Below are 21,872 nucleotides of genomic sequence, written 5' to 3' on the forward strand. Positions count from 1 at the left end.
CCCTCGAACGGGTGGTGGTTGCTGCGGCCGGGGGAGCGCCCACCGGCGCCCGCATAGCGTCGGTGGGACGTGACCCCGAGGTGAGGAGTGGGCCGGTGACCGAGCCGGAGGAAGACCAGGAGAAGACCCGCAAGACCGATCAGGTGCTCTTCTCCCCCGACGGCGATCCGCACCACACCCTGGCGGAGGCGCCGCAGCCCGACGAGCACCTGTCGGTGCGGTTCACCCACGACGACGAGACCGAGGTGGTCGACGACGATCAGTGACCGGTGCGGCGCGGCTTGTCACCGCACACCCTGAAGACTGATAATCATCAATGTTCATGAGCCGGACGAGATCGGGCACCGGGCAGCCTCGATCGGAGCATCCCCCTGCACGCATCCGTCCGGAGGACATCCTGCCCATGAAGAAAGCGATCAAACTAGGCTGGGCTGCGCTGACCGCAGTCGCCCTGACGGCGCTTGCCGCGCTGTCGATCCCCAGCCCGGCCTCGGCGGCCACCCTGACCGAGGTGACCAACTTCGGCGCCAACCCCAGCAACCTGCGCATGTACCTCTACGTGCCGGATCGGGTCGCACCGCGACCGGGCCTGCTGGTCGCGATCCACTACTGCACCGGCACCGGTCCGGCCCTGCACTCGGGCACCCGGTTCGCCGCCCTGGCCGACCAGTACGGCTACATCGTCATCTACCCGTCGGTGACCCGCAGCAGCCAGTGTTTCGACGTCTCCTCGCCGCAGGCGCTGCGTCGCGGCGGCGGCAGCGACCCGGTGGGCATCATGTCGATGGTCGACCACGTCCGGTCGCGCTACTCGGTCGACCCGGCCCGGATCTTCGCCACCGGCGTGTCGTCCGGGGCGATGATGACAAACGTGATGCTCGGGCTCTACCCCGACGTCTTCGCCGCCGGTGCCGCCTTCGCGGGGGTGCCGTTCGCCTGTTTCGCCACCACCAACGGCTCGGAGTGGAACAGCGAGTGCGCCAACGGGCAGATCAGCCGTACCCCTCAGCAGTGGGGTGACCTGGTGCGCAACGCGTACCCCGGTTACAACGGCCCGCGCCCGCGGATGCAGACCTGGCACGGCACCAACGACGACATCCTGCGGTACCCGAACTTCGGCGAGCAGGTCAAGCAGTGGACCAACGTGCACGGGTTGAGCCAGACCCCGACCTACACCGACAGCCCGCAGGCCGGCTACACCCGCACCCGCTACGGCGGCTCCGGCGACCACGCGCCGGTCGAGGCGATCAGCATGCAGGGCGTGTCGCACAACCTGCCGGTCGACGCGGCGCAGGCGATCCGCTTCTTCGGCCTGAACAACCCGTCCAGCACGCCCACGCCGACCCCGACTCCGACGCCCACCCCCACTCCGACGCCCACCCCAACCCCGACCCCGCCGCCGTCGCCGACGCTGCCGCCGGGCCCGGGCTGCCAGGTCCACTACGAGGTCAACGCCTGGAACACCGGGCTGACCACCTCGGTGACCATCACCAACACCGGCAGTACGGCCATCAACGGCTGGAGCCTGGCGTTCACCCTGCCCGCCGGGCAGACCATCACCAACGGCTGGAACGCCACGTACGCGCCGACCTCCGGGGCGGTGACCGCCCGTAACGTCTCCTACAACGGCACCATCGCGCCGAAGACCTCGACGACGATCGGGTTCCAGGCCAACCACACCGGCGACGCCGGCAAGCCTGGCGTCTTCACTCTCAACGGCGGTTCCTGCTACTTCTCCGGCTGATCCCGGTAGGGCCGGCACCCCACGGGGGCACGACGTGGGGCGCCGGCACGGGACCGCTGTTCGCGAGCACCGCCACCTCGACACGTTGCGGGTCGGGACCCGACTCGCAACGTCCAGGAAAGCGCTTACCCTGGCAGGGGCGTCGCACCCCTCACCACCACCCGTCCGTCCGGAAAGGAAGCTCACATGCCGTCCAGGACAACAACACCCCGGCGTACGCCCCGATGGCTGGTCGCGGCCAGCACGTTGGTGCTGGCCGCCGCCGGTACGGCCATCGCCGCGCCGAGCCCCGCGCAGGCCGCCACCGTCGATCCGAACGCCACGTACGTCTTCGTCAACCGGCACAGCGGCAAGGCGATGGACGTGTGGAACTGGTCCACCGCCGACCAGGCCCCGATCAACCAGTTCACCCGCAACGACGCCGCCGTGCAGCAGTGGCGCTTCGTCGACGTCGGCAGCGGCTACTACCAGATCCGGTCGGTGCACAGCGGCAAGGTCCTTGAGCTGCCCAACGCCAACGACGGCGTACAACTGGTGCAGAACACGGCGGCCGGCGGCAACACCCGGCAGCATTTCCGGCTGGCCGACTCCGACGGCGGTCATGTCCGGTTCGTCAACCGGCACTCCAACAAGGCTCTCGATTTGTGGGGCTGGTCCACCGCCGACGGTGCGATGATCTCGCAGTACCAGGATGTCAACGGCGCCAACCAGCAGTGGCGGATGATCACCGTCGGCGGTGGCAGCGGCAGTGGCTGCGGCAGTGGCACGTTCCAGGCCGAGGCAGTGCTCAACGGTGGCACCTGGACCGCCCGTAACGGCGGCACGACCGTCTACACCGGCGGCGACATGCGGGAGGCCGTACAGGCCGCGATCAACAGCCTCAGCGCGGGCCGGACCAGCAAGCAGCGGGTCGTCGTACGCGGCTCCGGCTCGATCAGCGCGGGCTCCCGGATCTCGCTGCCCAGCTACACCACGATCGACGTGTGCGGCACGATCAACGTGACCGGCTCCGGCAGCGGTGACCAGGCCCCGATCTACTCGCGCGGCACCACCCAGGTCGAGGTGCAGAACCTCAACGTCACAGGCGCCCCGCTGTACGGCATCTTCATGCGCAACGTCAGCAACGTGATCCTCGGTCAGATCGACATGCGGCTGTCCAGCGGGCTCGGGATCCGCATCGACAACCGGGGCGACACCAGCCAGTGGAGCCGCAACATCCGCATCGACAACGTGTACGTCTCCGGTGCCCGCGCGCACGCCGTGGAGACGTACGGTGTCGACGGGTTGACCATCGGCACGGTGACCGCCCGCAACGTCGGCGAGTCGGGGCTGCTGCTCAACGAGACCATCAACGCCACCGTGACCACTGTCGACGCGGAGAACGCCGGCACCGGCACCGGGTACGCGGCGTTCCGGATCGCCAACCGGGCCGGCCGGATCAACTCCGGGTACCCGATCAACATCCGGGTGGGCACCGTACGGGCGCGCGGCGGCGGCCGGGGCATCTTCTGCGTCTCGGAGTCCGGCGGCCTGGCGGTCAACCGGGTCGACGTCGCCAACACCGGCAACAACGCCATCCTCATCGAGAACTGCTACGGGGTGGACATCGCCGCCGGTGGCGGCACCATCAGCGGTGGCGGTGAGGTGCGGCTGGCCGCGCGCAGCGAGTTCCCCGGCAACCGGGACATCACCCTACGCAACTTCACGCTTGTCAACAGCCGGATCCTGGAGAGCCCCTGCACAGCCAACCTGGTGATCAGCAACGTGGCCCTCAACAACGCGTCAATCAACCGCTGCTGACCGCTCTCCTCACACCGCCCCCGCGATCTTGCACTTCTGGTCGCCGATATGGGCTATACGCCCGTTATTCCCCGACCAAAAGTGCAAGATCGCGGGGGTGGTCACGCCGGGGCGGGGAGGCTGCGGTAGGTGCGGGGGGATAGGCCGGTGATGCGTTTGAATGCGACGCTGAGCGCGCTTTCCGAGCCGTATCCGACTGCGCGGGCGATGCTGGAGAGGGTGTCGTCGCTGCGGCGGATTCGGTCGGCGGCGAGTTCGATCCGCCAGCGGGTGAGGTACTCCAGCGGGCCTTGGCCGACGACCTCCTTGAACCGTGCGGCAAGCGTGGACCGGGAGACCGCAGCGACCCGGGCCAGTTCGGCCACGGTCCACGGATGGGCGGGGTGGGCGTGCATCGCCCGCAGCGCGGGGGCGAGCACCGGCTCGGCCAGGCCGGCCAGCCAGCCGGCACCGCGGCCCTGGGCGAGGTGCAGGCGCAGGGTCCGAATCAGCATGACCAGGGCGAGGTGCTCGGCGACCAGCGTGCCGCCCAGCGGCGCCGACCGCAGCTCGGTTTCGATCTCCCCGATCGCCCAGCGTACGGTCGCGGCCTCCGGCGTCGCGGCGGGCACGTGGATGACGGGCGGCAGGAGGTCCAGCAGCAGGGCACGGGCCCGCTCGCTGAAGGAGAAGGCGCCACCGATGACGAAGACGTCGTTGCCCGCGCCGGCCCGGGCCACGCCGTCAACGGCCGCCATGAAGATGGGCCCGGCCGGTTCGGGCGGCGTGTCCGGGTCGCTGGCCAGGGTGAAACCCAGCGGCCTGGTCAGGAGGAAGCAGTCGCCCTCGGCCAGACCGACCGGCTCGGGCACGCCGTCGACCCGTAGCAGGCAGCTGCCGTGTCGGACGGCGTTGAACTTGACGCCGGCCGGCGGGTCGAAGCGGATGGCCCAGCGACCGCCGGCCGCCACGGCCGTGGACAGGTGGCTGGTCGCGCGGACGAGCGCGAGCACCTCCTCCAACGGATCCACGGTCTCCCCTACTGCTCCTGGACGCTTACTAAAGAGTGATGGATCCTAGACTACGGACAGTCCAAGGCCTCCGCTCATAGTGTGGAGGTCATGACAGCCCACACCCGAGTCAGCATCCCGTTCACCGCCCGCGCCACCGCCACCGAGGTCCTCGACGGCGTCGACCTCACCGGTCGTCGGATGATCGTCACCGGCGGCGCCTCCGGCATCGGCACCGAGACGGTCCGCGCCCTGGCCGGGGCCGGAGCGGAGGTCACCGTCGCCACCCGCAATCCGGCGACCGCCGACGAGCTGGTGGCTGAGTTCGCTGGATCCGGCCCCGGCACCGTACGGGCTGCCGGTCTCGACCTGGCCGACCTGGCCTCGGTCGACGCCTTTGTCGCGGCCTGGGAGGGGCCGTTGCACGCGCTGGTGGCCAACGCCGGGGTCATGGCGATCCCGACCCGGCAGCTGACTCCGCAGGGCTGGGAACTTCAGCTCGGTACGAACTATCTCGGCCATTTCGCCCTCGCTCGCGGCCTGCACGACAACTTGCGAGTCGCCGGCTCGGCGCGGGTGGTGGTGGTGAGTTCCGGGGCGCACCTGCGGGAGGCCTTCGACTTCGACGACCCGCAGTTCGAGCGGCAGCCCTACGACCGCTGGGCCGCGTACGGCCGGTCCAAGACCGCCGAGGTACTGCTCGCCGTCGGCATCGCCCGACGCTGGGCCACAGATGGGATCACCGCCAACGCGCTCAACCCCGGCTTCATCACGACCAACCTTCAACGCCACATGGACGACGAGACGCTGCGCGCGTTCGGGGCGATGGACGAGGCGGGCAACCGCATCGAACAGCCCTACTTCAAGACACCCGCCCAGGGCGCGGCCACCAGCGTGCTGCTGGCAGCGTCGCCGCTGGTCGAGGGCGTCACCGGCCGGTACTTTGACGACAACCAGGAGGCCGACGTCGTGGCCGGCGGCCCGGAGGCCACTGGAGGGGTCGCCGCGCACGCGGTTGACCCGGCCGCCGCCGATCGCCTCTGGGCGTACGCAAGTCAGGCCCTGGCGTCTCTCGGACGCGGATAGCCCTGCCCCACCAGCGGCCGGAGACGTGCACGCCCGAGGCCACGCGCTTACCCGGGCCATCGGTCGGCTGTCACCCGCCACGCGCGTTCGCACTGACCGGGAGTAATTGAGGCGTTAAAAGGGGCCCCTTCCTATGCACGAGGCGTTAGGAAGGGGCCCCTCCTTCAGATCAGCCTGCGTTGCAGGTGGGGGTGCCGGAGGGGGCGGAGCCCGTGCCCTGGAACCCGAACTCGGTGGTGGTGCCCGGTGCCACGTTGGCGTTGTAGCCGACGTTGCGGAAGGTCACGGCACCACTGTTGCCACTCGCCTGGGTGTTCCACGAGTTGGTCACCGAGGTGCCACCCGGGAGCGTCATGTTAACCGCCCAGCCGTTGAGGCCGCTGGAGCCGGCGGTCACCCGCACATGGGCGACGAATCCACCGTTCCAGGTGTCCAGCGTGTACGACGCGGTGCAGGCACCGGACGGCGGCGGGGTGGTCGGCGGGGGCGTCGTGGGCGGCGGGGTGGTCGGCGGAGGGGTGGTCGGCGGCGGGGTGGTCGGCGGAGGCGTCGTGGGCGGCGGGGTGGTGCCACCGGCGTTCAGCGCCTCCAGCGTCGCGTTGTACGCCTGCTTCTTGTTGCCGTTGTTGTCGAACAGCAGCGGCGTGCCGTAGGAACGCCAGGAATCGCTGTCCCGGATGCCCCAGACGGTGATGCCGTTGCAGCGCGGCACCGCGAGGCAGTCCTGGACCACCCGGCGGTACGTGTCGGCCTGCTGGCTGCCGGAGCCCTCGATGTCCAGCTCGGTGATCTGCACGTCCACCCCGAGGGCGGCGAAGCTGGACAGCGTGGTGCGGTAGTTGCTGTTGTACGCCGACTGGGCGTTGAAGTGCGACTGGAAGCCGACGCAGTCGATCGGTACGCCGCGCTGCTTGAAGTCGCGCACCATGTTGTAGACGGCCTGGGTCTTGGCCCAGGTCCAGTTGTCGGTGTTGTAGTCGTTGTAGCAGAGCTTCGCGCCCGGATCGGCGGCGCGGGCGGCGCGGAACGCGGCCTCGATCCAGTCCCCGCCGGTGCGCTGGAGGTTGGAGTTACGGCGGGCGCCGTTGTTGCCGTCGTCGAACGCCTCGTTCACCACGTCCCACGAGTCGATCTTGCCGCGGTAGTAGGTGGCGACCTGGGTGACGTGGTTGAGCATGGCCGAGCGCAGCGCCTGGCCTTCCATCCGCTCCATCCAGGCGGGCTGCTGCGAGTGCCAGGCCAGGGTGTGACCCCGGACCTTCCAGCCCCGGGAGAGGGCGTGGTTGACGATCCGGTCCGCGGTGCCGTAGCTGAAGACACCCTGCTGCGGCTCCAGGGCGTTGATCTTCATCTCGTTCTCAGCCGTGATCGAGTTGAACTCGCGGTTGAGGATTCCGGTGTAGACGCTGTCGTTGAGCTTGTGCGCCGCGACGGCGGCCCCGAAGTACCGGCCGCTCTCCGCGGCGGCGGCGCCCAGGGTGGTCGCCGCGCTGGCACTGGAGGCCGTCACCACCACGGTGGTGGCGGCGAGGGAGAGACCGACCACGGCCGAGATCAGCGCAGAGCGCGATCGCAGTCGGGTCGCGGGACGCCCGCTGGCGCGGGCGAACGCGTTGTTCATGGCATGAGCCTTTCGACGAAGCCGTGCTGATGGAAAGCCGGCTCCGACTACCGCCCAACACGATGACCTTTCCGTCGCCTGCGCAGTCGCCCGGTTTGCCGCGCAGGCCGGTGCACTCAGCCGGCCATCGTGAGTAGATCGGAGCTGTTCTATCGAAAACAGTATCGAAACCCGTCCGTAAGCTCAACGTGCCTGACGGTCTTCTCGGCAACTACACGGACCACCGCGTCGCGACTCCGACGGCGGTTGACCACAGTTGGCAGCCGGCCGGCATCGATCGCGCGGACCGAAAGTTTCGGTCCGCGTGAGCCGGCCGCCGATCAGCCGGCGACCGCCGTCTCCACCGGCCGGGCCGCGTCATCCGGTGGCGGCGCGCCGGCCGGATCAGCCAGCAGGTCGGCGAGCCAGCGCAGTTGCCGGCGTACGTGCACCGCTTCGCCGTGCTCGTGCCCGTTGAACGGGTAGACGTTCAGGCTGCGTTCCGGCACCGGCCCGCCGTTGGCGGCACCGTACTGGTGGTAGGCGGCGAACACCGTGCTCGGCGGGCACACCCGGTCGCGCAACCCCACCCCGAGGTGCAGCGGGGCGGTGGCCCGGCGCACCAGGCATGCCACGTCCACGTGGGAGAGCGTGTGGCGTACCGCCGCCTCGGCCTCGCGATGGACGGCGAGGTAGCCGGCGATCTCGCCGTACGGGCCGACGTCGGTGATCTCGATGGCCCGTTGCAGGTGGCAGAGGAACGGCGCGGTGGCGAGCACGGCGGCGATCCCCGGCGCCAACCCGGCGACCGCGAGCGCCAGTCCACCGCCCTGGCTGTTGCCGGTCACGACCACCCGCTGCGGATCGACCGCCGGCAGGAGCCGGGCCGCCTGCACGGCCCGGACCGCGTCGGTGATGAGCCGGCGGTAGTAGTAGCCCTGCGGCGACAGGATGCCCCGGGTCACCGGCGACGGGCCACCGGGCGCGCTGCCGTGCGGGTCGGCCGTGTCGCCGACGCCGTACTGGCCGGACTGCCCCCGGGCATCCATGAGCAGGTGGGCGTACCCGGCGACGGGCCAGGTCAGCCGCTCGTGCGGGGTGCCCCGACCGCGCCCGTAGCCGACGTACTCGATCACCACCGGTAGCGGCTCGTCCACCCCGGCCGGCCGGGTGTACCAGGCGCGGACCGGGTCGCCGGCGAACCCGGCGAAGGTCACGTCCCAGGTGTCGAGCAGGCGCAGATCGGTCGGTTCGGGACGGACGTCGAGCAGCACCGGCACCGCCTCCGCCGCGCCCAGGGTGCTGCGCCAGTAGTCGTCGAAGCCCTCCGGCTCGGCCACCGTGGGCGCGTACTGCCGCAGTTGGTCCAGGGGCAGGTCGAACAGGGACATGAGTCCTCGCAGCTGTCGTCAGGATCGCGGTGGCGGTGCGGTGCTCTCGCGCACCACCAACTCGGCGACCAGGTCGATGCGGCTGGTGGGCAGCGCGACGCCGCGGGCGAGGTCGAGCAGCATCTGGGTCGCCGTGCCGGCCATGTCGTGCAGCGGCTGGTGCACGGTGGTCAACGCGGGGCCGAGCCAGGCGGAGACCGGCAGGTTGTCGTAGCCGACCACCGACACGTCGCCGGGCACGTCCAGACCGAGTTGCCGGGCCGCCCGCAGCACCCCCATCGCCTGCAGGTCGGAGCCGGCGAAGACCGCGGTCGGCCGGTCGGGACGGCTCAGCAGCTCGACGCCGTGGGTGTAGCCGGCGTCGAGATGGAAGTTGCCCGAGCGGACCAGGCTGGGATCGACAGGTACGCCGAGTTCCTCGTGCGCGCAGCGGTAGCCCGCGGTGCGGGCCCGGGCGCAGAGCACGTCCTGCGGGCCGGAGATGACCGCGATCCGGCGGTGGCCGAGGTCCAGCAGGTGTCGGGTGGCGAGCAGGCCGCCGTTCCAGTTGTTGGACCCGACGGTCGGCCCGGAGGCCACGCTCGCGCTGTCGCTGTCGACCACCACCACCGGGATGGCCTGCCGCCGCAGCTGTTTGCGCTGCTGATCGGTGAGGTTGCACATGACCAGCAGCACACCGAGCGGGCGTCGGGCGAGCATCGCGTCGAACCAGGGCTGTGGGGGTCGATGGGCCCCGCCCAGCTGCGAGAGCACCACGTTCACCCCCTCGGGGGCGGTGACCGCCTCGACCCCACGAATGATCTCCAGCGCCCAGTCCGAGCCGAACTCGTGGAACACCAGGTCGATCTGGCCGTCCCCGGTCGTACGCCGAGCGCGGCGTCGGTAGCGGTGCCGTTCCAGGCTCGCCTCGACGCGGGCTCTGGTCGCGGCCGCCACGTCCGAGCGGCCGTTGAGGACCTTGGACACCGTCGCCGAGGAGACGCCGACCTCCCGGGCGATGGTCGCGAGTGTCGTGGTGCCGAGCGCGGCCACCGAGCGGTTCTCAGTCATCGGCCCCTCTACCACCCGGCCCCGAAAATATCGGAGAACTTAGCATGCCCGGACCGAGCGCCGATGACATCAGTCGATGACTCGGGCGATGGCCACCGAGGGCAGGCAATCGCTTACCCGCACTACAGTGCCAGTGGCGTAGGCGGATTTCCAGGCCTTGACATCGATTTATCGACACACTTAGGTTCCCGACACAAGCTTCGAGCTGATTTCCGAAAATTTCGATGATCGCTGTTGCTCCGCAGCAACAGGTGGAGCCGTCGGGACGACCTCCCGGACGCGACCGGAGGGGCGCATGACAAGCCAGCTGTCCGTCGACGATCCACCAGCGCCACCGCTTCCGGGCGCACCGCCTCCGGGCGTGCCCCGTGCGGCGCGGCGGACCTGGCGGCGGGCGCTGCGGCGGGACTGGCAGCTGTACTCCCTGGCGATCCTGCCGCTGCTGTTCTTCCTGATCTTCCGGTACCTGCCGATGCTCGGCAACGTCATCGCCTTCCGCCGGTTCCAGCCCGGCGGCAACATCTTCGGCGAGTACTGGGTGGGCCTGCGGTACTTCAAGATGTTCCTGAACGATCCGACGTTCTGGAACGTCTTCACCAACACGCTGGCGCTGGGCGCGTTGACGTTGCTGTTCTGCTTCCCGCTGCCGATCGTGCTGGCGCTGCTGCTCAACGAGGTACGCGCCGGCCGACTCAAGCGGTTCGTGCAGTCGGTGTCGTACCTGCCGCACTTCCTGTCCATCGTGATCGTGGCGGCCATGGTCATGCAGCTGCTGTCCATGGACGGCACGATCAACCAGCTGGTCCACGCGGGCGGCGGTGAGGCGATCCCGTTCCTGCAACGGCCCGAGTGGTTCCGCACCATCTACGTCTCCTCCGAGGTCTGGCAGACCGTCGGCTGGGGCACCATCCTCTACCTGGCCGCGCTCACCACCATCGACGACGACCTGTACGAGGCGGCCCGCATCGACGGGGCCAACCGCTGGCGGCAGACCTGGCACGTGACGCTGCCGGGGATCCGGCCGACCATGGTCACCCTGCTGATCCTCAACATCGGCACGTTCATGGCGGTCGGGTTCGAGAAAATCCTGCTGCTGTACAACCCGCTGACCTATCCGACCGCCGACGTCATATCCACGTACCTGTTCCGGGTCGGCTTCACGTCCAGCAACTTCAGCTACGCGGCCGCGATCGGGCTGTTCGAGGCGGTGATCGGGCTGATCCTGGTGCTGTCGGCGAACCTGATCGCCCGCCGTACGGTGGGGACGAGCCTGTGGTGACCGCCGAGGCAGCCGAGCCGGCCACCGCACCCGCGCCCACGCCTCGGCGACGACGGCGCGGCATCCGGCAGACCCGCGGTTACCGGGCGTTCCAGGTGGTCAACGCGATCATCCTGACCGCCGTGGTGGTGGTGACGCTGTACCCGTTCGTCAACATCGTGGCCCGGTCCATGAGCCACGAGGCGTACATCATCGCCGGCCAGGTGAACCTGGTGCCGCGCGGGTTCACCCTGGACACGTACCAGTTGGTGCTCTCCGACTCGATGTTCTGGACCAACTACCGCAACACGGTGTTCTACACGGTCACCGCCACGCTCATCTCGATCGTGATGACCACCTGCTACGCGTACGTGTTGTCCAAGAAGGACCTCAAGGGACGCAGCGCGCTGGTCGGCATCGCGGTGTTCACGATGTTCTTCACCGGCGGGCTGATCCCCAACTACGTGCTGGTCACCAGCCTCGGGTTGAAGAACAGCGTCTGGGCCATCGCGCTGCCGAACGCGATAAACGTGTTCAACCTGCTGGTGATGAAGGCGTTCTTCGAGAGCCTGCCGAACGACCTGGAGGAAGCCGCCGCGGTCGACGGGCTCAACACGTACGGCATCCTGTGGCGGATCGTGCTGCCGTTGTCGAAGGCCATCGTCGCCACGATGGTGCTGTTCTACGCGGTGGCCTTCTGGAACTCCTGGTTCGCCGCCTTCCTCTACCTGGACCGGCAGGAGCTGTGGCCGGTCACCATCTACCTGCGCAACCTGATCGCGGGGGCCACCGGCGCGGAGAACATCGGCGCCATCTCCGAGGCCAACGAGGTGCAGGCCGAGGCGACCCTCAAGGCCGTGACGATCGTGCTCACCACCCTGCCCATCCTGCTGGTCTATCCCTTCGTCCAGCGGTACTTCGTCCGCGGCATCATGCTCGGCGCGGTGAAGGGCTGAGCACGCAACACCACCCACCCTCCCACCACCAGATCCGAAAGGACCCGCCATGTTCCGCAGATCGTGGCGTCACACAGCGGCGGTGGCCACCGTCGCGCTGCTCGCCCTTTCCAGCGTCACCGCCTGTGGCGACGACTCGTCCGACGCGCAGGACCTGTCGGAGAACCGGGCCGGCGCGATGGAGAACTACGCCGCCGGTACGCAGTTCAAGGCCACCGAGCCGCTCTCCTTCTCCGTCCTCTACAACAACCACCCGAACTACCCGCTCAAGAACGACTGGCTGTTCTGGAAGGAGCTGACGGCGCGCACAAACGTCACGCTCGACCCGGTCGCCGTGCCGTTGAGCGACTACAACCAGAAGCGCAGTCTGCTCATCGGGGCCGGTGACGCGCCGCTGCTCATCCCGAAGACGTACCCGCCGGACGTACACGCGTACGTCTCCTCGGGGGCGATCCTGCCGGTCAGTGACTATCTCGATCTGATGCCGAACCTCAAGGACAAGATCGAGAAGTGGAACCTGAAGCCTGAGCTGGACACGCTGCGCCAGGCCGACGGCAAGTTCTATCTGTTGCCCGGCGTGCACGAGAAGCCGTGGCACGAATACTCCCTGGTGGTCCGTACCGACATCCTCGACGAGCTGGGCCTGGAGATCCCGAAGACCTGGGACGAGCTGTACACCGTGCTCAAGGCGATGAAGGCGAAGTACCCGGACGTCTACCCGTTCTCCGACCGGTACAGCCAGCCCAACCCGGCCGGCAACCTGCTCAACCTGCTGGCCGTGTCGCACGGTCTGGAGGGCGCGGGCTGGAACTTCCAGCACGTCAGCTGGAACGCCGGCGCGCAGAAGTTCGAGTACACCGCCGCCACCGAGCACTACCGGCACATCCTGGAGTACCTGAACAAGCTGGTCGCCGAGAAGCTGCTCGACCCGGAGAGCTTCACCCAGACCGACGACCTCGCCCGGCAGAAGCTGGCCAACAGCAAGTCCTTCGTGATCAGCGGCAACGCCCAGGCCCTGGTGAACGACTACCGGCCGGACCTGGCGGCGACCAACCCGAAGGCGAAGATCACCAAGATTCCGCTGCCGGTCGGTCCGGCCGGAGAGATCAACCCGGCCAGCCGGCTGGAGAACGGCATGATGATCTCCTCGAAGGCCCGTGACAGCAAGAACTTCGTGGCGATGATGCAGTTCGTCGACTGGCTCTGGTACTCCGACGAGGGGCAGATGTTCGCCCGCTGGGGCGTGGAGGGCACCACCTACGTCAAGGACGCCGCCGGCAAGGCCGGCCTCGCCGAGGACGTCGACATGATCGGCCTCAACCCGGGCGCACCCAAGCACCTGCAGAAGGACTTCGGCTTCGCCAACGGGGTGTTCGCCTACGGCGGCAAGCCGGAACTGGTGCAGGCGTTCTTCTCCGCCGAGGAGCAGGAGTTCCAGAAGGTGATGAACGCCCGTACGCCGAAGTCGCCGCCGCCGCCGTACCCGCTGACCGACGAGGAGCGCGAGCAGGTGTCGCTCTGGGAGACCCCGCTCAAGGACCACGTCTACCAGGCGACGTTGCAGTTCGCCCTCGGCCAGCGTGACCTCGCCCAGTGGGACGCCTACGTCACCGAGCTGAAGAGCAAGAACATGGACGCCTACCTGGACACGGTCAACAAGGCGTACGAGCGCTACCGCGACGAGCACAACTGATGTCGGGGGCCGGTCCGGTTCCGGTGGGCAGCGGACCGGCCCCGCATCACCGGACGATGAGGACACCGATGCGCATCACCCTCGCCGCGCACCCCCGCGGCCGGATCGTCACGGCGGGGTCGTCGTGAGTACGGCGACCCGACGCGAGTTCGGTGCGGGACCGCTGTCGCGGGTGGCCGCGCTGGTCTACACGCTGTTGGTGGTCGAGGTGTTGCTGCTGGTCTGCGCCGCCCCCGGACTCGTCGCGTTGTTCGCCCTGGAACGGCACATGAGCAACCTGCCGCTGGTCGCCGTCTGCGCGGTGCCGCTCGGCCCGGCCCTGTCCGCCGCCCTGTACGCCCTGCACCATCAGCGTCTCGACCTGACCGAGCTGCACCCGGCCCGGCTGTTCTGGCGCGGCTACCGGGTGAACCTGGTGGGATCGCTGCTGGTCTGGGTGCCGATGCTGATGTGGCTGGCCCTGCTCGCGATCAACCTGGTCAACCTGACGGCGGTCGGGCTGCCCCGCTGGTGGGTGGTGCCGCTGCTGCTGGTTGCCGCCGGGGTGGCCGTGGTCGGGGTCAACGCGCTGGTGATCACCTCGCTGTTCGCCTTCCGGCTGCGCGACGTGCTCCGGCTGGCCGGGTACTTCGTGCTGCGTACCCCTGCGGTGGCGGTGGGCACCGCGTTGCTGCTGGTCGCGGCGGTGGTGTTGACCCTGGTCACCTCGGAGGCCGCGCTCGCCGCGCTGGGTTCGGTGCTGGCCCTGGCCCTGGTCCGCGGCGGTGAGCCGATGACCAGCGTCATCCGCCAGGAGTTCACCCGGGCGGACGGCGACTGATCACTGGACGGGCCCGGCAGCGACCTGCCGGAGCGCGGCGATCGCGATGCGCACCGCCGGAGTGTGCTCGACGGCGTCGTGGATCACCAGGTGGATCGACCGGACCGGGGTCGGACGGAGCAGCCCGACCCGGGTCACGCCGTCGGGCAGCCGCACCGCGCCGAGCGCGGGAAGCACCGTGGGACCGATGCCGGCCTCGACGAACGCCAGTGCGGTCGGGTAGTCGTGCGCCTCCACACCGAAGGTCGGGGTGAACCCGGCCGCGGTGCAGGCCTCGATGAGGTTGGCCCGGCACCAGCCGCGGGCGAAGTCGTTGTCCACCCAGCGCTCCTCGGCGAGGGCGGCCAACTCCACCTCCTGCTGGTCGGCGAAGCGGTGACCGGCCGGCAACACCGCCACGTACGGGTCGTCGACGAGGTGGTGGGCGGTGAAGCCGGAGCCGGGCTCGAAGCCGCGGGGCGCGACCACCACCTGGAGGTCGGCGCGTTCCTCCCGGGTGCTGGGGATCTCCTCACGCAACTCCAGGTTGAGCCGTACCCCGGGCAGTTCGGTGCCGATCCGGCGCACCACGTACGGCATCCACGCGGCACCGACGGAGGCGAAGTAGGCGATGGTGAGCACGCCGGTGCGGCCGGCGCGCAGGTCCGCGATCAGTGACTCGGCCTCGCCGACGCGGGCGAGCAGCCGATCCGCCTCGGCGGCGAGGGCATGCCCGGCGGCGGTCGGTCGCATGCCGCGACCGGCTCGGGCGAACAGGGCGAGGCCGGTCTCGCGTTGCAGCGCGGTGAGGTGCTGGCTGACGGCGGAGGGGGTGTAGCCCAGGTTGGCGGCGGCGGCCTGCACCGACCCGGAGGCGACGACGGAGCGGAAGATCCGGAGGCGATGAACGTCGAGCACCGGACAACTATAAAGCAGGACTTAATCGTCGTGAAGAAATCGTCGCTGGTACTGAACTGTCGACGGGACCAGAATCGGCCCTATGACCAGTCTGGAGATGACCGCCCCCACCGGGGCCCACGTCGAGCGCGCGACGCCGCCCGCCCCGCCGGCCGGGGCAGGTCGCTCCTGGCCGGTCATCGCCGCCGCCGGGACCACGGTGCTGCTCTGGGCGTCGGCCTTCGTCGGCATCAGATTCGCCGGACACGACTACTCCCCCGGCGCCATGGCACTGGGCCGGATGCTGGCGGCGTCCGTCGCGCTGAGCGGGTTCGTGGCGCTGACCGCCCGACGTCGGCGATCCACCGTACCGGCCCGCACCCGCCGGCCGCGGGGCGCGACCCTGGGACTCGTCGCGGTCTGGGGCGTTGCCTGGTTCGGCGGTTACAACGTGGCGCTCAACGGCGCGGAGCGGCTGGTCGACGCCGGCACCGCGGCGCTGCTGGTGGCGGTCGCCCCCATCCTGGTCGCGGTGGCCGCGACCCTGGTGCTGGGTGAGCGGCTGACCGGTCGGCTCGGCGTCGGGGTGGCGGTGGCCTTCGTCGGCGTGGCCCTGATCGCGGCCACCGGCTTCACCGGGCACGTCGATCAGCTCGGCGTGGCGCTGGCGGTGCTCGCCGCCGTGCTGTACGCCTTCGGCGTGCTCCTGCAGAAGCGCCTGCTGGCCCGGGTGGACGCGGTGACGATGACCTGGCTCGGCGCGCTGGCCGGCACGATCGCCCTGCTGCCGTTCGCGCCCGCGCTGCTCGGCGAACTCGCCGCCGCGCCGACGTCAGCCACCCTGGGCATGCTCTACCTGGGCGTGTTCCCGACCGCGATCGGCTTCCTCACCTGGGGTTACGTGCTGTCGCGCTGGACTGCCGGGCGCACCACCGCGGCCACCTACCTGGTGCCGCCGGTGACCGTCGCACTGTCCTGGATGCTGCTGAGCGAGGTGCCGGCACCGCTCGCTCTGCTGGGCGGCGTGCTCTGCCTGGCCGGCGTGGTCCTCGCCACCCGCCGCTGACGGGCCGGGGGCGGCGGGTCTCACCCACCGCCCCCGGGGAGGTCAGTTGTTGTTCGGGTTCTGCATGTCCGCGATCATCTTGGCCAGGTCGAGGGTCTCCGCGTCCGGCGGCGTCTCGACGGTCACCGGCTTGCCGTAGTCGGTGTAGTCGATCGTCAGGTCGCTCATCTCACCCATCACCACGCTCACCCGCCGCGGCCGGTACTGCTCGTCGACCCAGAGGTCGATCTTGATCTCCTTGACGCCCTGCTCGGTCAACTGCCCTTCGACGGCCGAACGCAGCTTGGCATCGACCTGTTCGAGGTAGTCCGCCAACTGTGTGGTGACGGTGTAGTGGACGGTACGGGTGCCGTCCACCGTCTCCTCGCCGACGACCGTGACGCCCTCACTGGCGAGCAGCGTCTTGACCTGCTTGGTCGGGTCGACGTCGTCCAACTGCTTGCTGAACTCCAGGCCCTGCTGCCCGCCGCCCGCGGCAGGGTCCATCTTCATCCAGCTCTTGCCGTCCATGCTGTCCCGCTGGTCCGCCGGGACCTCGACGAAGATCACCCCGTCGATGATCCGGACCGTGACGGTCTGGTTCTCCGAACCGGTGGTGGTCAGCTCGGCCTTGATCGGGTCGCGCAGCTCCACCGCGCCCGTCATCGAGATCTTCTCGCCGCCCACACTGCCCTGCACGGTCAGGGTCACCGAGTCGCTCTTCTCGGTGGCCTCGACCGTCTTCTGCAACGAGCCCTTGAGATCGGTGGCGAGCAGTTCCAGCGCGCTGGACCTGGCCGGCGCGTCGGCGCCCGCGTCGGACTTCGTGTCGCCGCAAGCGGTCAACACTGCGGCCGCGACGACGGAGACCGCCAACACCGCGGGCCTCTTCCACACTGACATGCAACAGCCTCTTTCCCGGATTCGTCTGGCTGGGCGATCGAAGGAACACGCTATGCCAGGCGGTCAAGGGAACGGCTGCGCCGGCCGGGCGGGCGCTCAGTGCAGCATCCGGCTGTGGGCGTCGGGGATGCCGGATTTGCGGTGGAAGTAGGCGTTGACCTGGTCACGCCACTCCCGCGCGCAGCGCAACTGCTCGGCCAGCCGCTCGGTGACCCGGGCGTGCACCGCCGGGTCGACCAGCCGGGCGAGCCATTCCCAGCGCCGGCACATCGCCTCGACCTCGCGTACGCCCTCGAAGTGGGTGTCGTAGATGTGCTGGATGACGGTGCTGCCGCTGTGCAGCAGGTGGCCGTAGGGCACGTGGTGGAAGAAGAGCAGCAGCTCGTCGGGGCAGGTCTCGACCGACTCGTACCGCTCGGCGAAGGGTGGCGGGTACTGGCCGGTGAAGCCGGTGCCGGTGGCGCGGGTACGGTCCACACCGACGCCGTCCCGGTCGGCGAAGTGGTACGTGCCCCACGGGGTGTACTCGTACCCGTCGACGTCGGGGCCGTAGTGGTGACCGGGTCGGACCATGAAGCCGACGCCGAGCGGCGCGGTGTAGCGCTCGTAGGTGCGCCACGAGTCGTCCATGATCTCGTGCAGGGTGCGGCGCAGCAGGTCCGGATCGACGCGGGTGTCCGGGGCGAAGGTCAGGTCGATCCACTCGTCGAGCACCGCCTGCGGGCCCAGCCGGGGGTTCCAGCAGAGCCGGCCGAAGGCGTACAGGTTGGCCTGGGCCAGCGGGTGCCCGGTCCAGAACCGGTCGTCACCCACATTGGAGACGGCGACCAGGCCACCGCCGTCGGCCGCCACGTCGGCGACGGTACGCCCGTCGTCGCCCCAGGGGGCGAACCGCAGGATCTCGCTCCACCAGGGCGCCAGGTAGCAGACGTGACGCTGCTGACCGGTGTACTCCTGGGTGACCTGGAACTCCACCGCCAGCCGGGTGCCGGGCATCGCGGCGATCACCGGGGAGACCGGTTCGCGGGTCTGGAAGTCCATCGGCCCGTGCTTGACCTGCACGATGACGTTGTCCCGGAACCGGCCGTCCAGCGGCGCGAAGTGGTCGTACGCGGCACGGGCCCGGTCGGTCGAGCGGTCCCGCCAGTCCTGCCGGTGGTTGTAGACGAAGGCCCGCCAGTGCACCACACCGCCGTACGGTGCCAGCGCCTCGGCCAGCAGGTTCGCCCCGTCGGCGTGGTCGCGGCCGTAGCTGAACGGGCCCGGTTGGCCCTCCGAGTCGGCCTTGACCAGGTAGCCGCCGAAGTCGGGGATGCGGGCGTACACCCGGGCGGTGGTCTCGGCCCACCAGTCACGCACCGCCGGGTCGAGCGGATCGGCGGTGGGCAGGCCGCCGAGCACCACCGGGGCGGCGAAGGTCACCGCCAGGTGCACCCGGATGGCGTACGGGCGCAGCAGGTCGGCCAGCTCGGCGACGTCGTCGAGGCGCTCGGTCAGCAGCTGTGCCTCGGTGGCGTGCACGTTGACGTTGTTCACCGACACGGCGTTGATTCCGCAGGCGGCCAGCAGCCGGGCGTACGCGGTGACCCGGGCGACGTCCCCACGGGGCCGACCGTCCCGCCAGAAGATCGAGCCGCCGGCGTAGCCGCGCTCGACCTGCCCCATCACCGGATGCACGTCGACGTTGTCCCAGTGATCCAGCATCCGCCGGGCCATGGCCGGACGATGCACCCGGACGGGGTGTGTCGGACCGAAACCGGCAGCCCCGAGCCGAACCAGCTCGAAGAGCCCGTACAGCAGCCCGGCCGGCGCGTCGGCCAGCACCACGGTCACCCCGGCGTGCCGCGCCACCACGAACCCCTCGGCACCGAGCGATTCGCCGACCTGCGCCGTCGCGGTGTCGAGCTGCGCCTTCGCGGTGGCGACAGCGGTGCTGGCGAGCGTCCCGGACGTTTCGGGCGGGCCGGGCTCGGGGGCGGGTGGGCTGTCCGGGGGCGGTGCGCCGGTCAGTGCGAGCACCAGGTCCGCCGATGGCAGGTCGACATCGGTGGGGTTCCGCCACACCGCGCCGCCGTACCGGTGGGTGGCCCGCTCGACCTCGGCCTGGACGGTGTCGACGAGGGTCCCCTCCCCGCGGACCAGGATGCGGCGGACGCCGATGGCGCGCCACGCCTCGTCCGGCAGCCACGCGGGATGGACGTCGGTCGGATCGGGGGTGCTCATCCGCACCTGGTCGCGGTGCCGTCGCATTGCGCAGATCGTAACGATATTCCTGAATGCGTCAAGGTCCTTCCGGAAGATCCGGCATGCCGGTGACCGCCCTCGGCCGCCGTTTGCTGGGCCGCTGTGCGGGTACACGCCGGATCCGCAGCGAGAAGGGGGCCGGCCAGGTGGACGACAACGAGTTCATCGATTCCGTGGCGAGCCGTACCGGGGCGTCGGCCGAGCAGGCGACCGCCATCGCGCGGGCCACGCTGACCACCCTGGCCGAGCGGATCGACGGCGGGCAGGCCCGGGACCTCGCCGACCAGCTTCCCGAAGGGCTGCGGGCGTACACGTTCGCCCCGCACGAGGACGCCGAGCGGTTCGGGCTGGACGTGTTCGTGCAGCGCGTCGGCGGGCGGGCCGACGTCGACCCGGAACTGGCCGAGGCGGGCATCCGGGCGGTTCTCGACACCATCCGCGCCGCCACCACCGCCGACGAGTACGACGACGTGATCGCGCACCTGCCGGCCGAACTGTGGCAGGTGGCCGACCCGGTCCCGCCGTACGACGGGTGACCGGTAGCGGGTCAGGCGCCGGCGACGGCCGGCTCCAGGTAGACCGGCAGGTGGTCGCCGGCCTGGGCGACGAACATGGCGACCTCGTACGCCATGTCGCCGACCTCGGCCTCGGCGTCGATGCCGACGGTGAGGATGGCCCCGTTGCCGGTGGTGGCGTGGAACAGGAAGGCTCGCGACATGTGGATGACCACCTGGTGCAGTTCGCCCTCGCCGCACACCCGGGCGGCGGCGGTGCCCAACGCCTGAAGCCCACAGACCATGCTGGACAACTGCTCGGCCAGTTCACCGTCGATGCCCCGGGATGTGCCCAGCATGATGCCGTCCGGCGAGAGCACCACCGCGAACTGGGCTCCCGGCACCCGGTCGACCAGGTCGTCCAGTGCACGACCCAGGTTGTCGGCGATCAGGGCAGAGGGCATAGGGCTGTCCTTCCTTTCGGCAGCGACTACCGACGGTGCGCTCGTCGTTCGGTTCTTCTAACGTACGATGACCGACTCGCTGCGGATCAGCCGGGGCGGACGGATTCGTCCCGATGGTCCGTCTTCCCTGCCCACCGGCTCGAAGGGCACTTCCGCTACGCCAGGCCGCGTACCCCGGTCAGGCCGGGCACCGCGAGCCGACCCAGTTCCCTGCCGCTGGTCGAGTCGTGCCAGCTCAACGCGGTGGGCCCGGCCACGTAGAACCGGCTGCCGTCGCGGCTGAGCAGCAGCCCGGTGATCCGCTCCCCCGTCGTCAACTCGACGCCGCCACCGAGGTCGGCGAGGGCGCAGACGACGACGGAGGCTCCGGCGGCGACGAACAACCGGTCACCGTCGGTCACCGCGTACGCCGATCCGGCGCCGCTGGAGATCGCGACCGTGCGGCGTACGGTCAACTCCTCGGTGCTGATGTCCGCGACGATGCCCGAGTTGACGTCGACCACCAGCAGTCGGGTGCCGTCCGGGGTGATCGCCATGGCGTGCCCCTCGGCCGGCCCGTGCCCGAACGGACCCGGCAGGTCCACGCAGTACGCCCACCGTTGCTCAAGGTGCAGGGTGTGCACGAAGGCGTGCACGTCGCTGCCCGGTCGCCCGCTGATCCGGTCCCGGGTGTGCTGATGGTCGGGCTGGTGGGTGTAGAGCGTGTAGAGCACCTGACGGTTCGGGGCGAGCACCGCCTGCCGCCCGTCGCCGCGCATCTCCTCCTCCGCGCCGGCCGGGATCGCCTCCTTGAGCCGGGTCTGCAGCGCGCCGGACACTCCACTGTCGAGGTCCACGACCCGGACCCGGTACCGGTCGGGCGCGTGCGGTGGCAACCACTCCAGCACGTACAGGCCGGTGTGGTCGGGGGTGAACGCCTCCGGCACGACGTTGCCCGGCAGCAGCAACCGCCGCCGTACGCCACCGGCGTCGGCGATCAGCACCGGCGTCTCCGTACGGCCGGCGGGGCGTTGCGTGGTGACGCTCACCTCCTCGGTGGTCAACGCCACCTGCGTACCGTCGGTGGAGACGGTCTGCGGCACCCACCGGCCCGGCAGCCGGACCCGCTCGGAGGTCGCGCCGGTGGCGACGTCGATGCGCCAGAGCGCGGTGTTCTCGCCGTCCGGGGCGGTGGCGTGGATGAACCGTGCGTCGGCGGTGGCGATCGCGTGCGGGAGGACCTGCGGCGCAGTGTCGCGCAGCACGGCGAGCCCGCCGTCGAGTTCCACAAGCAGCGGTTCCGGCAGCGTTGCCGCCGTTCGGCCGCCGGCCGGTTCGCAGCCGGTCAGCGTGGCGGCGCCTACGGCACCAAGGGCGGCCAGCAGGGTGCGGCGCGACATCATCGGCATGGCAGTCATGACCGGATGACACCGCCGGAGCGGGTTCGGGTTCCCTCGACGAGAGGCGGAACCTGTCCGGG

The 21,872-nt window shown here is 70.0% G+C and carries 19 protein-coding genes; 10 read left to right on the forward strand and 9 right to left on the reverse strand.

Annotation, left to right across the window (positions count from 1 at the left end):
* Positions 1 to 95 precede the first annotated feature (95 nt).
* The 3 genes from VAB18032_RS32365 (at position 96) to VAB18032_RS19325 (ending at position 3,544) form a co-directional block, all read left to right on the forward strand.
* Entirely contained in the window at positions 96 to 266 is a 171-nt protein-coding gene (locus VAB18032_RS32365; RefSeq protein ID WP_013734579.1) for a hypothetical protein, read from the forward strand.
* 137 nt (positions 267 to 403) lie between these two features.
* The gene (locus tag VAB18032_RS19320) at positions 404 to 1,744 is read left to right on the forward strand and encodes an extracellular catalytic domain type 1 short-chain-length polyhydroxyalkanoate depolymerase (protein WP_013734580.1); all 1,341 of its coding nucleotides are present in this window, start codon (positions 404 to 406) and stop codon (positions 1,742 to 1,744) included.
* 186 nt (positions 1,745 to 1,930) lie between these two features.
* Positions 1,931 to 3,544, forward strand: coding sequence for an RICIN domain-containing protein (locus VAB18032_RS19325; RefSeq protein ID WP_043721310.1), 1,614 nt, complete (start codon positions 1,931 to 1,933; stop codon positions 3,542 to 3,544).
* Positions 3,545 to 3,645: 101 nt separating this feature from the next.
* On the opposite strand, the gene VAB18032_RS19330 is transcribed toward VAB18032_RS19325, so the two are convergent.
* The gene (locus VAB18032_RS19330) at positions 3,646 to 4,554 is read right to left on the reverse strand and encodes an AraC family transcriptional regulator (protein WP_013734582.1); all 909 of its coding nucleotides are present in this window, start codon (positions 4,552 to 4,554) and stop codon (positions 3,646 to 3,648) included.
* 90 nt (positions 4,555 to 4,644) lie between these two features.
* Between VAB18032_RS19330 and VAB18032_RS19335 the strand changes: the two genes are divergently transcribed.
* Positions 4,645 to 5,619, forward strand: coding sequence for an SDR family NAD(P)-dependent oxidoreductase (locus tag VAB18032_RS19335; protein WP_013734583.1), 975 nt, complete (start codon positions 4,645 to 4,647; stop codon positions 5,617 to 5,619).
* Between the two features lie 169 nt (positions 5,620 to 5,788).
* On the opposite strand, the gene VAB18032_RS19340 is transcribed toward VAB18032_RS19335, so the two are convergent.
* The 3 genes from VAB18032_RS19340 to VAB18032_RS19350 all read right to left on the reverse strand — a co-directional run bounded on the left by VAB18032_RS19340 (position 5,789) and on the right by VAB18032_RS19350 (position 9,660).
* A complete protein-coding gene (locus tag VAB18032_RS19340; protein WP_013734584.1) occupies positions 5,789 to 7,240 on the reverse strand; it encodes an endo-1,4-beta-xylanase in 1,452 nt (483 codons plus the stop codon).
* A 320-nt stretch (positions 7,241 to 7,560) separates the two neighbouring features.
* Positions 7,561 to 8,610 (reverse strand): acetylxylan esterase, encoded by a 1,050-nt coding sequence (locus tag VAB18032_RS19345; RefSeq protein ID WP_013734585.1) that lies wholly within the window; start codon positions 8,608 to 8,610, stop codon positions 7,561 to 7,563.
* A gap of 18 nt (positions 8,611 to 8,628) precedes the next feature.
* On the reverse strand, positions 8,629 to 9,660 hold the full coding sequence (locus tag VAB18032_RS19350; protein ID WP_013734586.1) for a LacI family DNA-binding transcriptional regulator: 1,032 nt from the start codon (positions 9,658 to 9,660) through the stop codon (positions 8,629 to 8,631).
* Positions 9,661 to 9,955: 295 nt separating this feature from the next.
* On the opposite strand from VAB18032_RS19350, the gene VAB18032_RS19355 reads away from it, so the two are divergent.
* The 4 genes from VAB18032_RS19355 to VAB18032_RS19370 all read left to right on the forward strand — a co-directional run bounded on the left by VAB18032_RS19355 (position 9,956) and on the right by VAB18032_RS19370 (position 14,387).
* Positions 9,956 to 10,939 carry an ABC transporter permease gene (locus tag VAB18032_RS19355; protein WP_043721313.1) on the forward strand — a complete coding sequence of 328 codons (984 nt, stop codon included), beginning with the start codon at positions 9,956 to 9,958 and terminating at the stop codon, positions 10,937 to 10,939.
* Positions 10,936 to 11,874, forward strand: a complete 939-nt coding sequence (locus VAB18032_RS19360; protein WP_232510824.1) for a carbohydrate ABC transporter permease — start codon at positions 10,936 to 10,938, stop codon at positions 11,872 to 11,874. Before VAB18032_RS19355 ends, VAB18032_RS19360 begins: the two co-directional genes overlap by 4 nt.
* A gap of 49 nt (positions 11,875 to 11,923) precedes the next feature.
* Positions 11,924 to 13,567: an ABC transporter substrate-binding protein gene (locus tag VAB18032_RS19365; RefSeq protein WP_013734589.1), complete on the forward strand. Its 1,644-nt coding sequence runs from the start codon at positions 11,924 to 11,926 to the stop codon at positions 13,565 to 13,567.
* Positions 13,568 to 13,691: 124 nt separating this feature from the next.
* Entirely contained in the window at positions 13,692 to 14,387 is a 696-nt protein-coding gene (locus VAB18032_RS19370) for a YesL family protein (protein WP_013734590.1), read from the forward strand.
* Here the strand turns inward: VAB18032_RS19370 and VAB18032_RS19375 are convergent, their stop codons facing one another.
* On the reverse strand, positions 14,388 to 15,284 hold the full coding sequence (locus tag VAB18032_RS19375; protein ID WP_013734591.1) for a LysR family transcriptional regulator: 897 nt from the start codon (positions 15,282 to 15,284) through the stop codon (positions 14,388 to 14,390).
* Between the two features lie 82 nt (positions 15,285 to 15,366).
* Here VAB18032_RS19375 and VAB18032_RS19380 point away from each other — a divergent pair, with 82 nt between their 5' ends.
* Positions 15,367 to 16,329, forward strand: coding sequence for a DMT family transporter (locus VAB18032_RS19380; protein WP_013734592.1), 963 nt, complete (start codon positions 15,367 to 15,369; stop codon positions 16,327 to 16,329).
* A 42-nt stretch (positions 16,330 to 16,371) separates the two neighbouring features.
* Here VAB18032_RS19380 and VAB18032_RS19385 read toward each other — a convergent pair whose 3' ends face one another.
* Both VAB18032_RS19385 and VAB18032_RS19390 read right to left on the reverse strand, forming a co-directional pair.
* Positions 16,372 to 17,211, reverse strand: coding sequence for an SCO4651 family lipoprotein (locus tag VAB18032_RS19385; RefSeq protein ID WP_043721315.1), 840 nt, complete (start codon positions 17,209 to 17,211; stop codon positions 16,372 to 16,374).
* A gap of 96 nt (positions 17,212 to 17,307) precedes the next feature.
* Positions 17,308 to 19,461 (reverse strand): alpha-glucuronidase, encoded by a 2,154-nt coding sequence (locus VAB18032_RS19390; RefSeq protein ID WP_013734594.1) that lies wholly within the window; start codon positions 19,459 to 19,461, stop codon positions 17,308 to 17,310.
* Between the two features lie 56 nt (positions 19,462 to 19,517).
* On the opposite strand from VAB18032_RS19390, the gene VAB18032_RS19395 reads away from it, so the two are divergent.
* Entirely contained in the window at positions 19,518 to 19,991 is a 474-nt protein-coding gene (locus tag VAB18032_RS19395) for a DUF2267 domain-containing protein (protein ID WP_013734595.1), read from the forward strand.
* Positions 19,992 to 20,002: 11 nt separating this feature from the next.
* On the opposite strand, the gene VAB18032_RS19400 is transcribed toward VAB18032_RS19395, so the two are convergent.
* Positions 20,003 to 20,413, reverse strand: a complete 411-nt coding sequence (locus VAB18032_RS19400) for a roadblock/LC7 domain-containing protein (RefSeq protein WP_013734596.1) — start codon at positions 20,411 to 20,413, stop codon at positions 20,003 to 20,005.
* A 155-nt stretch (positions 20,414 to 20,568) separates the two neighbouring features.
* Complete coding sequence (locus VAB18032_RS19405; RefSeq protein WP_148272313.1) at positions 20,569 to 21,810, reverse strand: YncE family protein; 1,242 nt, start codon at positions 21,808 to 21,810, stop codon at positions 20,569 to 20,571.
* Positions 21,811 to 21,872 lie beyond the last annotated feature (62 nt).

The organism is Micromonospora maris AB-18-032, from assembly GCF_000204155.1.
In the GTDB taxonomy this organism is placed as follows: Bacteria; Actinomycetota; Actinomycetes; order Mycobacteriales; family Micromonosporaceae; genus Micromonospora; species Micromonospora gifhornensis.

Excerpts from the sequence above, each read along its gene's own strand:
- VAB18032_RS19385 (WP_043721315.1), bottom strand. The coding sequence starts at position 17,211 with ATGTCAGTGTGGAAGAGGCCCGCGGTGTTGGCGGTCTCCGTCGTCGCG.
- VAB18032_RS19390 (WP_013734594.1), bottom strand. The coding sequence starts at position 19,461 with ATGCGACGGCACCGCGACCAGGTGCGGATGAGCACCCCCGATCCGACC.
- VAB18032_RS19405 (WP_148272313.1), bottom strand. The coding sequence starts at position 21,810 with ATGACTGCCATGCCGATGATGTCGCGCCGCACCCTGCTGGCCGCCCTT.
- VAB18032_RS19345 (WP_013734585.1), bottom strand. The coding sequence starts at position 8,610 with ATGTCCCTGTTCGACCTGCCCCTGGACCAACTGCGGCAGTACGCGCCC.
- VAB18032_RS19365 (WP_013734589.1), top strand. The coding sequence starts at position 11,924 with ATGTTCCGCAGATCGTGGCGTCACACAGCGGCGGTGGCCACCGTCGCG.
- VAB18032_RS19350 (WP_013734586.1), bottom strand. The coding sequence starts at position 9,660 with ATGACTGAGAACCGCTCGGTGGCCGCGCTCGGCACCACGACACTCGCG.
- VAB18032_RS19395 (WP_013734595.1), top strand. The coding sequence starts at position 19,518 with ATGCCGGTGACCGCCCTCGGCCGCCGTTTGCTGGGCCGCTGTGCGGGT.
- VAB18032_RS19355 (WP_043721313.1), top strand. The coding sequence starts at position 9,956 with ATGACAAGCCAGCTGTCCGTCGACGATCCACCAGCGCCACCGCTTCCG.
- VAB18032_RS19400 (WP_013734596.1), bottom strand. The coding sequence starts at position 20,413 with ATGCCCTCTGCCCTGATCGCCGACAACCTGGGTCGTGCACTGGACGAC.
- VAB18032_RS19325 (WP_043721310.1), top strand. The coding sequence starts at position 1,931 with ATGCCGTCCAGGACAACAACACCCCGGCGTACGCCCCGATGGCTGGTC.
- VAB18032_RS19340 (WP_013734584.1), bottom strand. The coding sequence starts at position 7,240 with ATGAACAACGCGTTCGCCCGCGCCAGCGGGCGTCCCGCGACCCGACTG.
- VAB18032_RS19320 (WP_013734580.1), top strand. The coding sequence starts at position 404 with ATGAAGAAAGCGATCAAACTAGGCTGGGCTGCGCTGACCGCAGTCGCC.
- VAB18032_RS19380 (WP_013734592.1), top strand. The coding sequence starts at position 15,367 with ATGACCAGTCTGGAGATGACCGCCCCCACCGGGGCCCACGTCGAGCGC.
- VAB18032_RS19335 (WP_013734583.1), top strand. The coding sequence starts at position 4,645 with ATGACAGCCCACACCCGAGTCAGCATCCCGTTCACCGCCCGCGCCACC.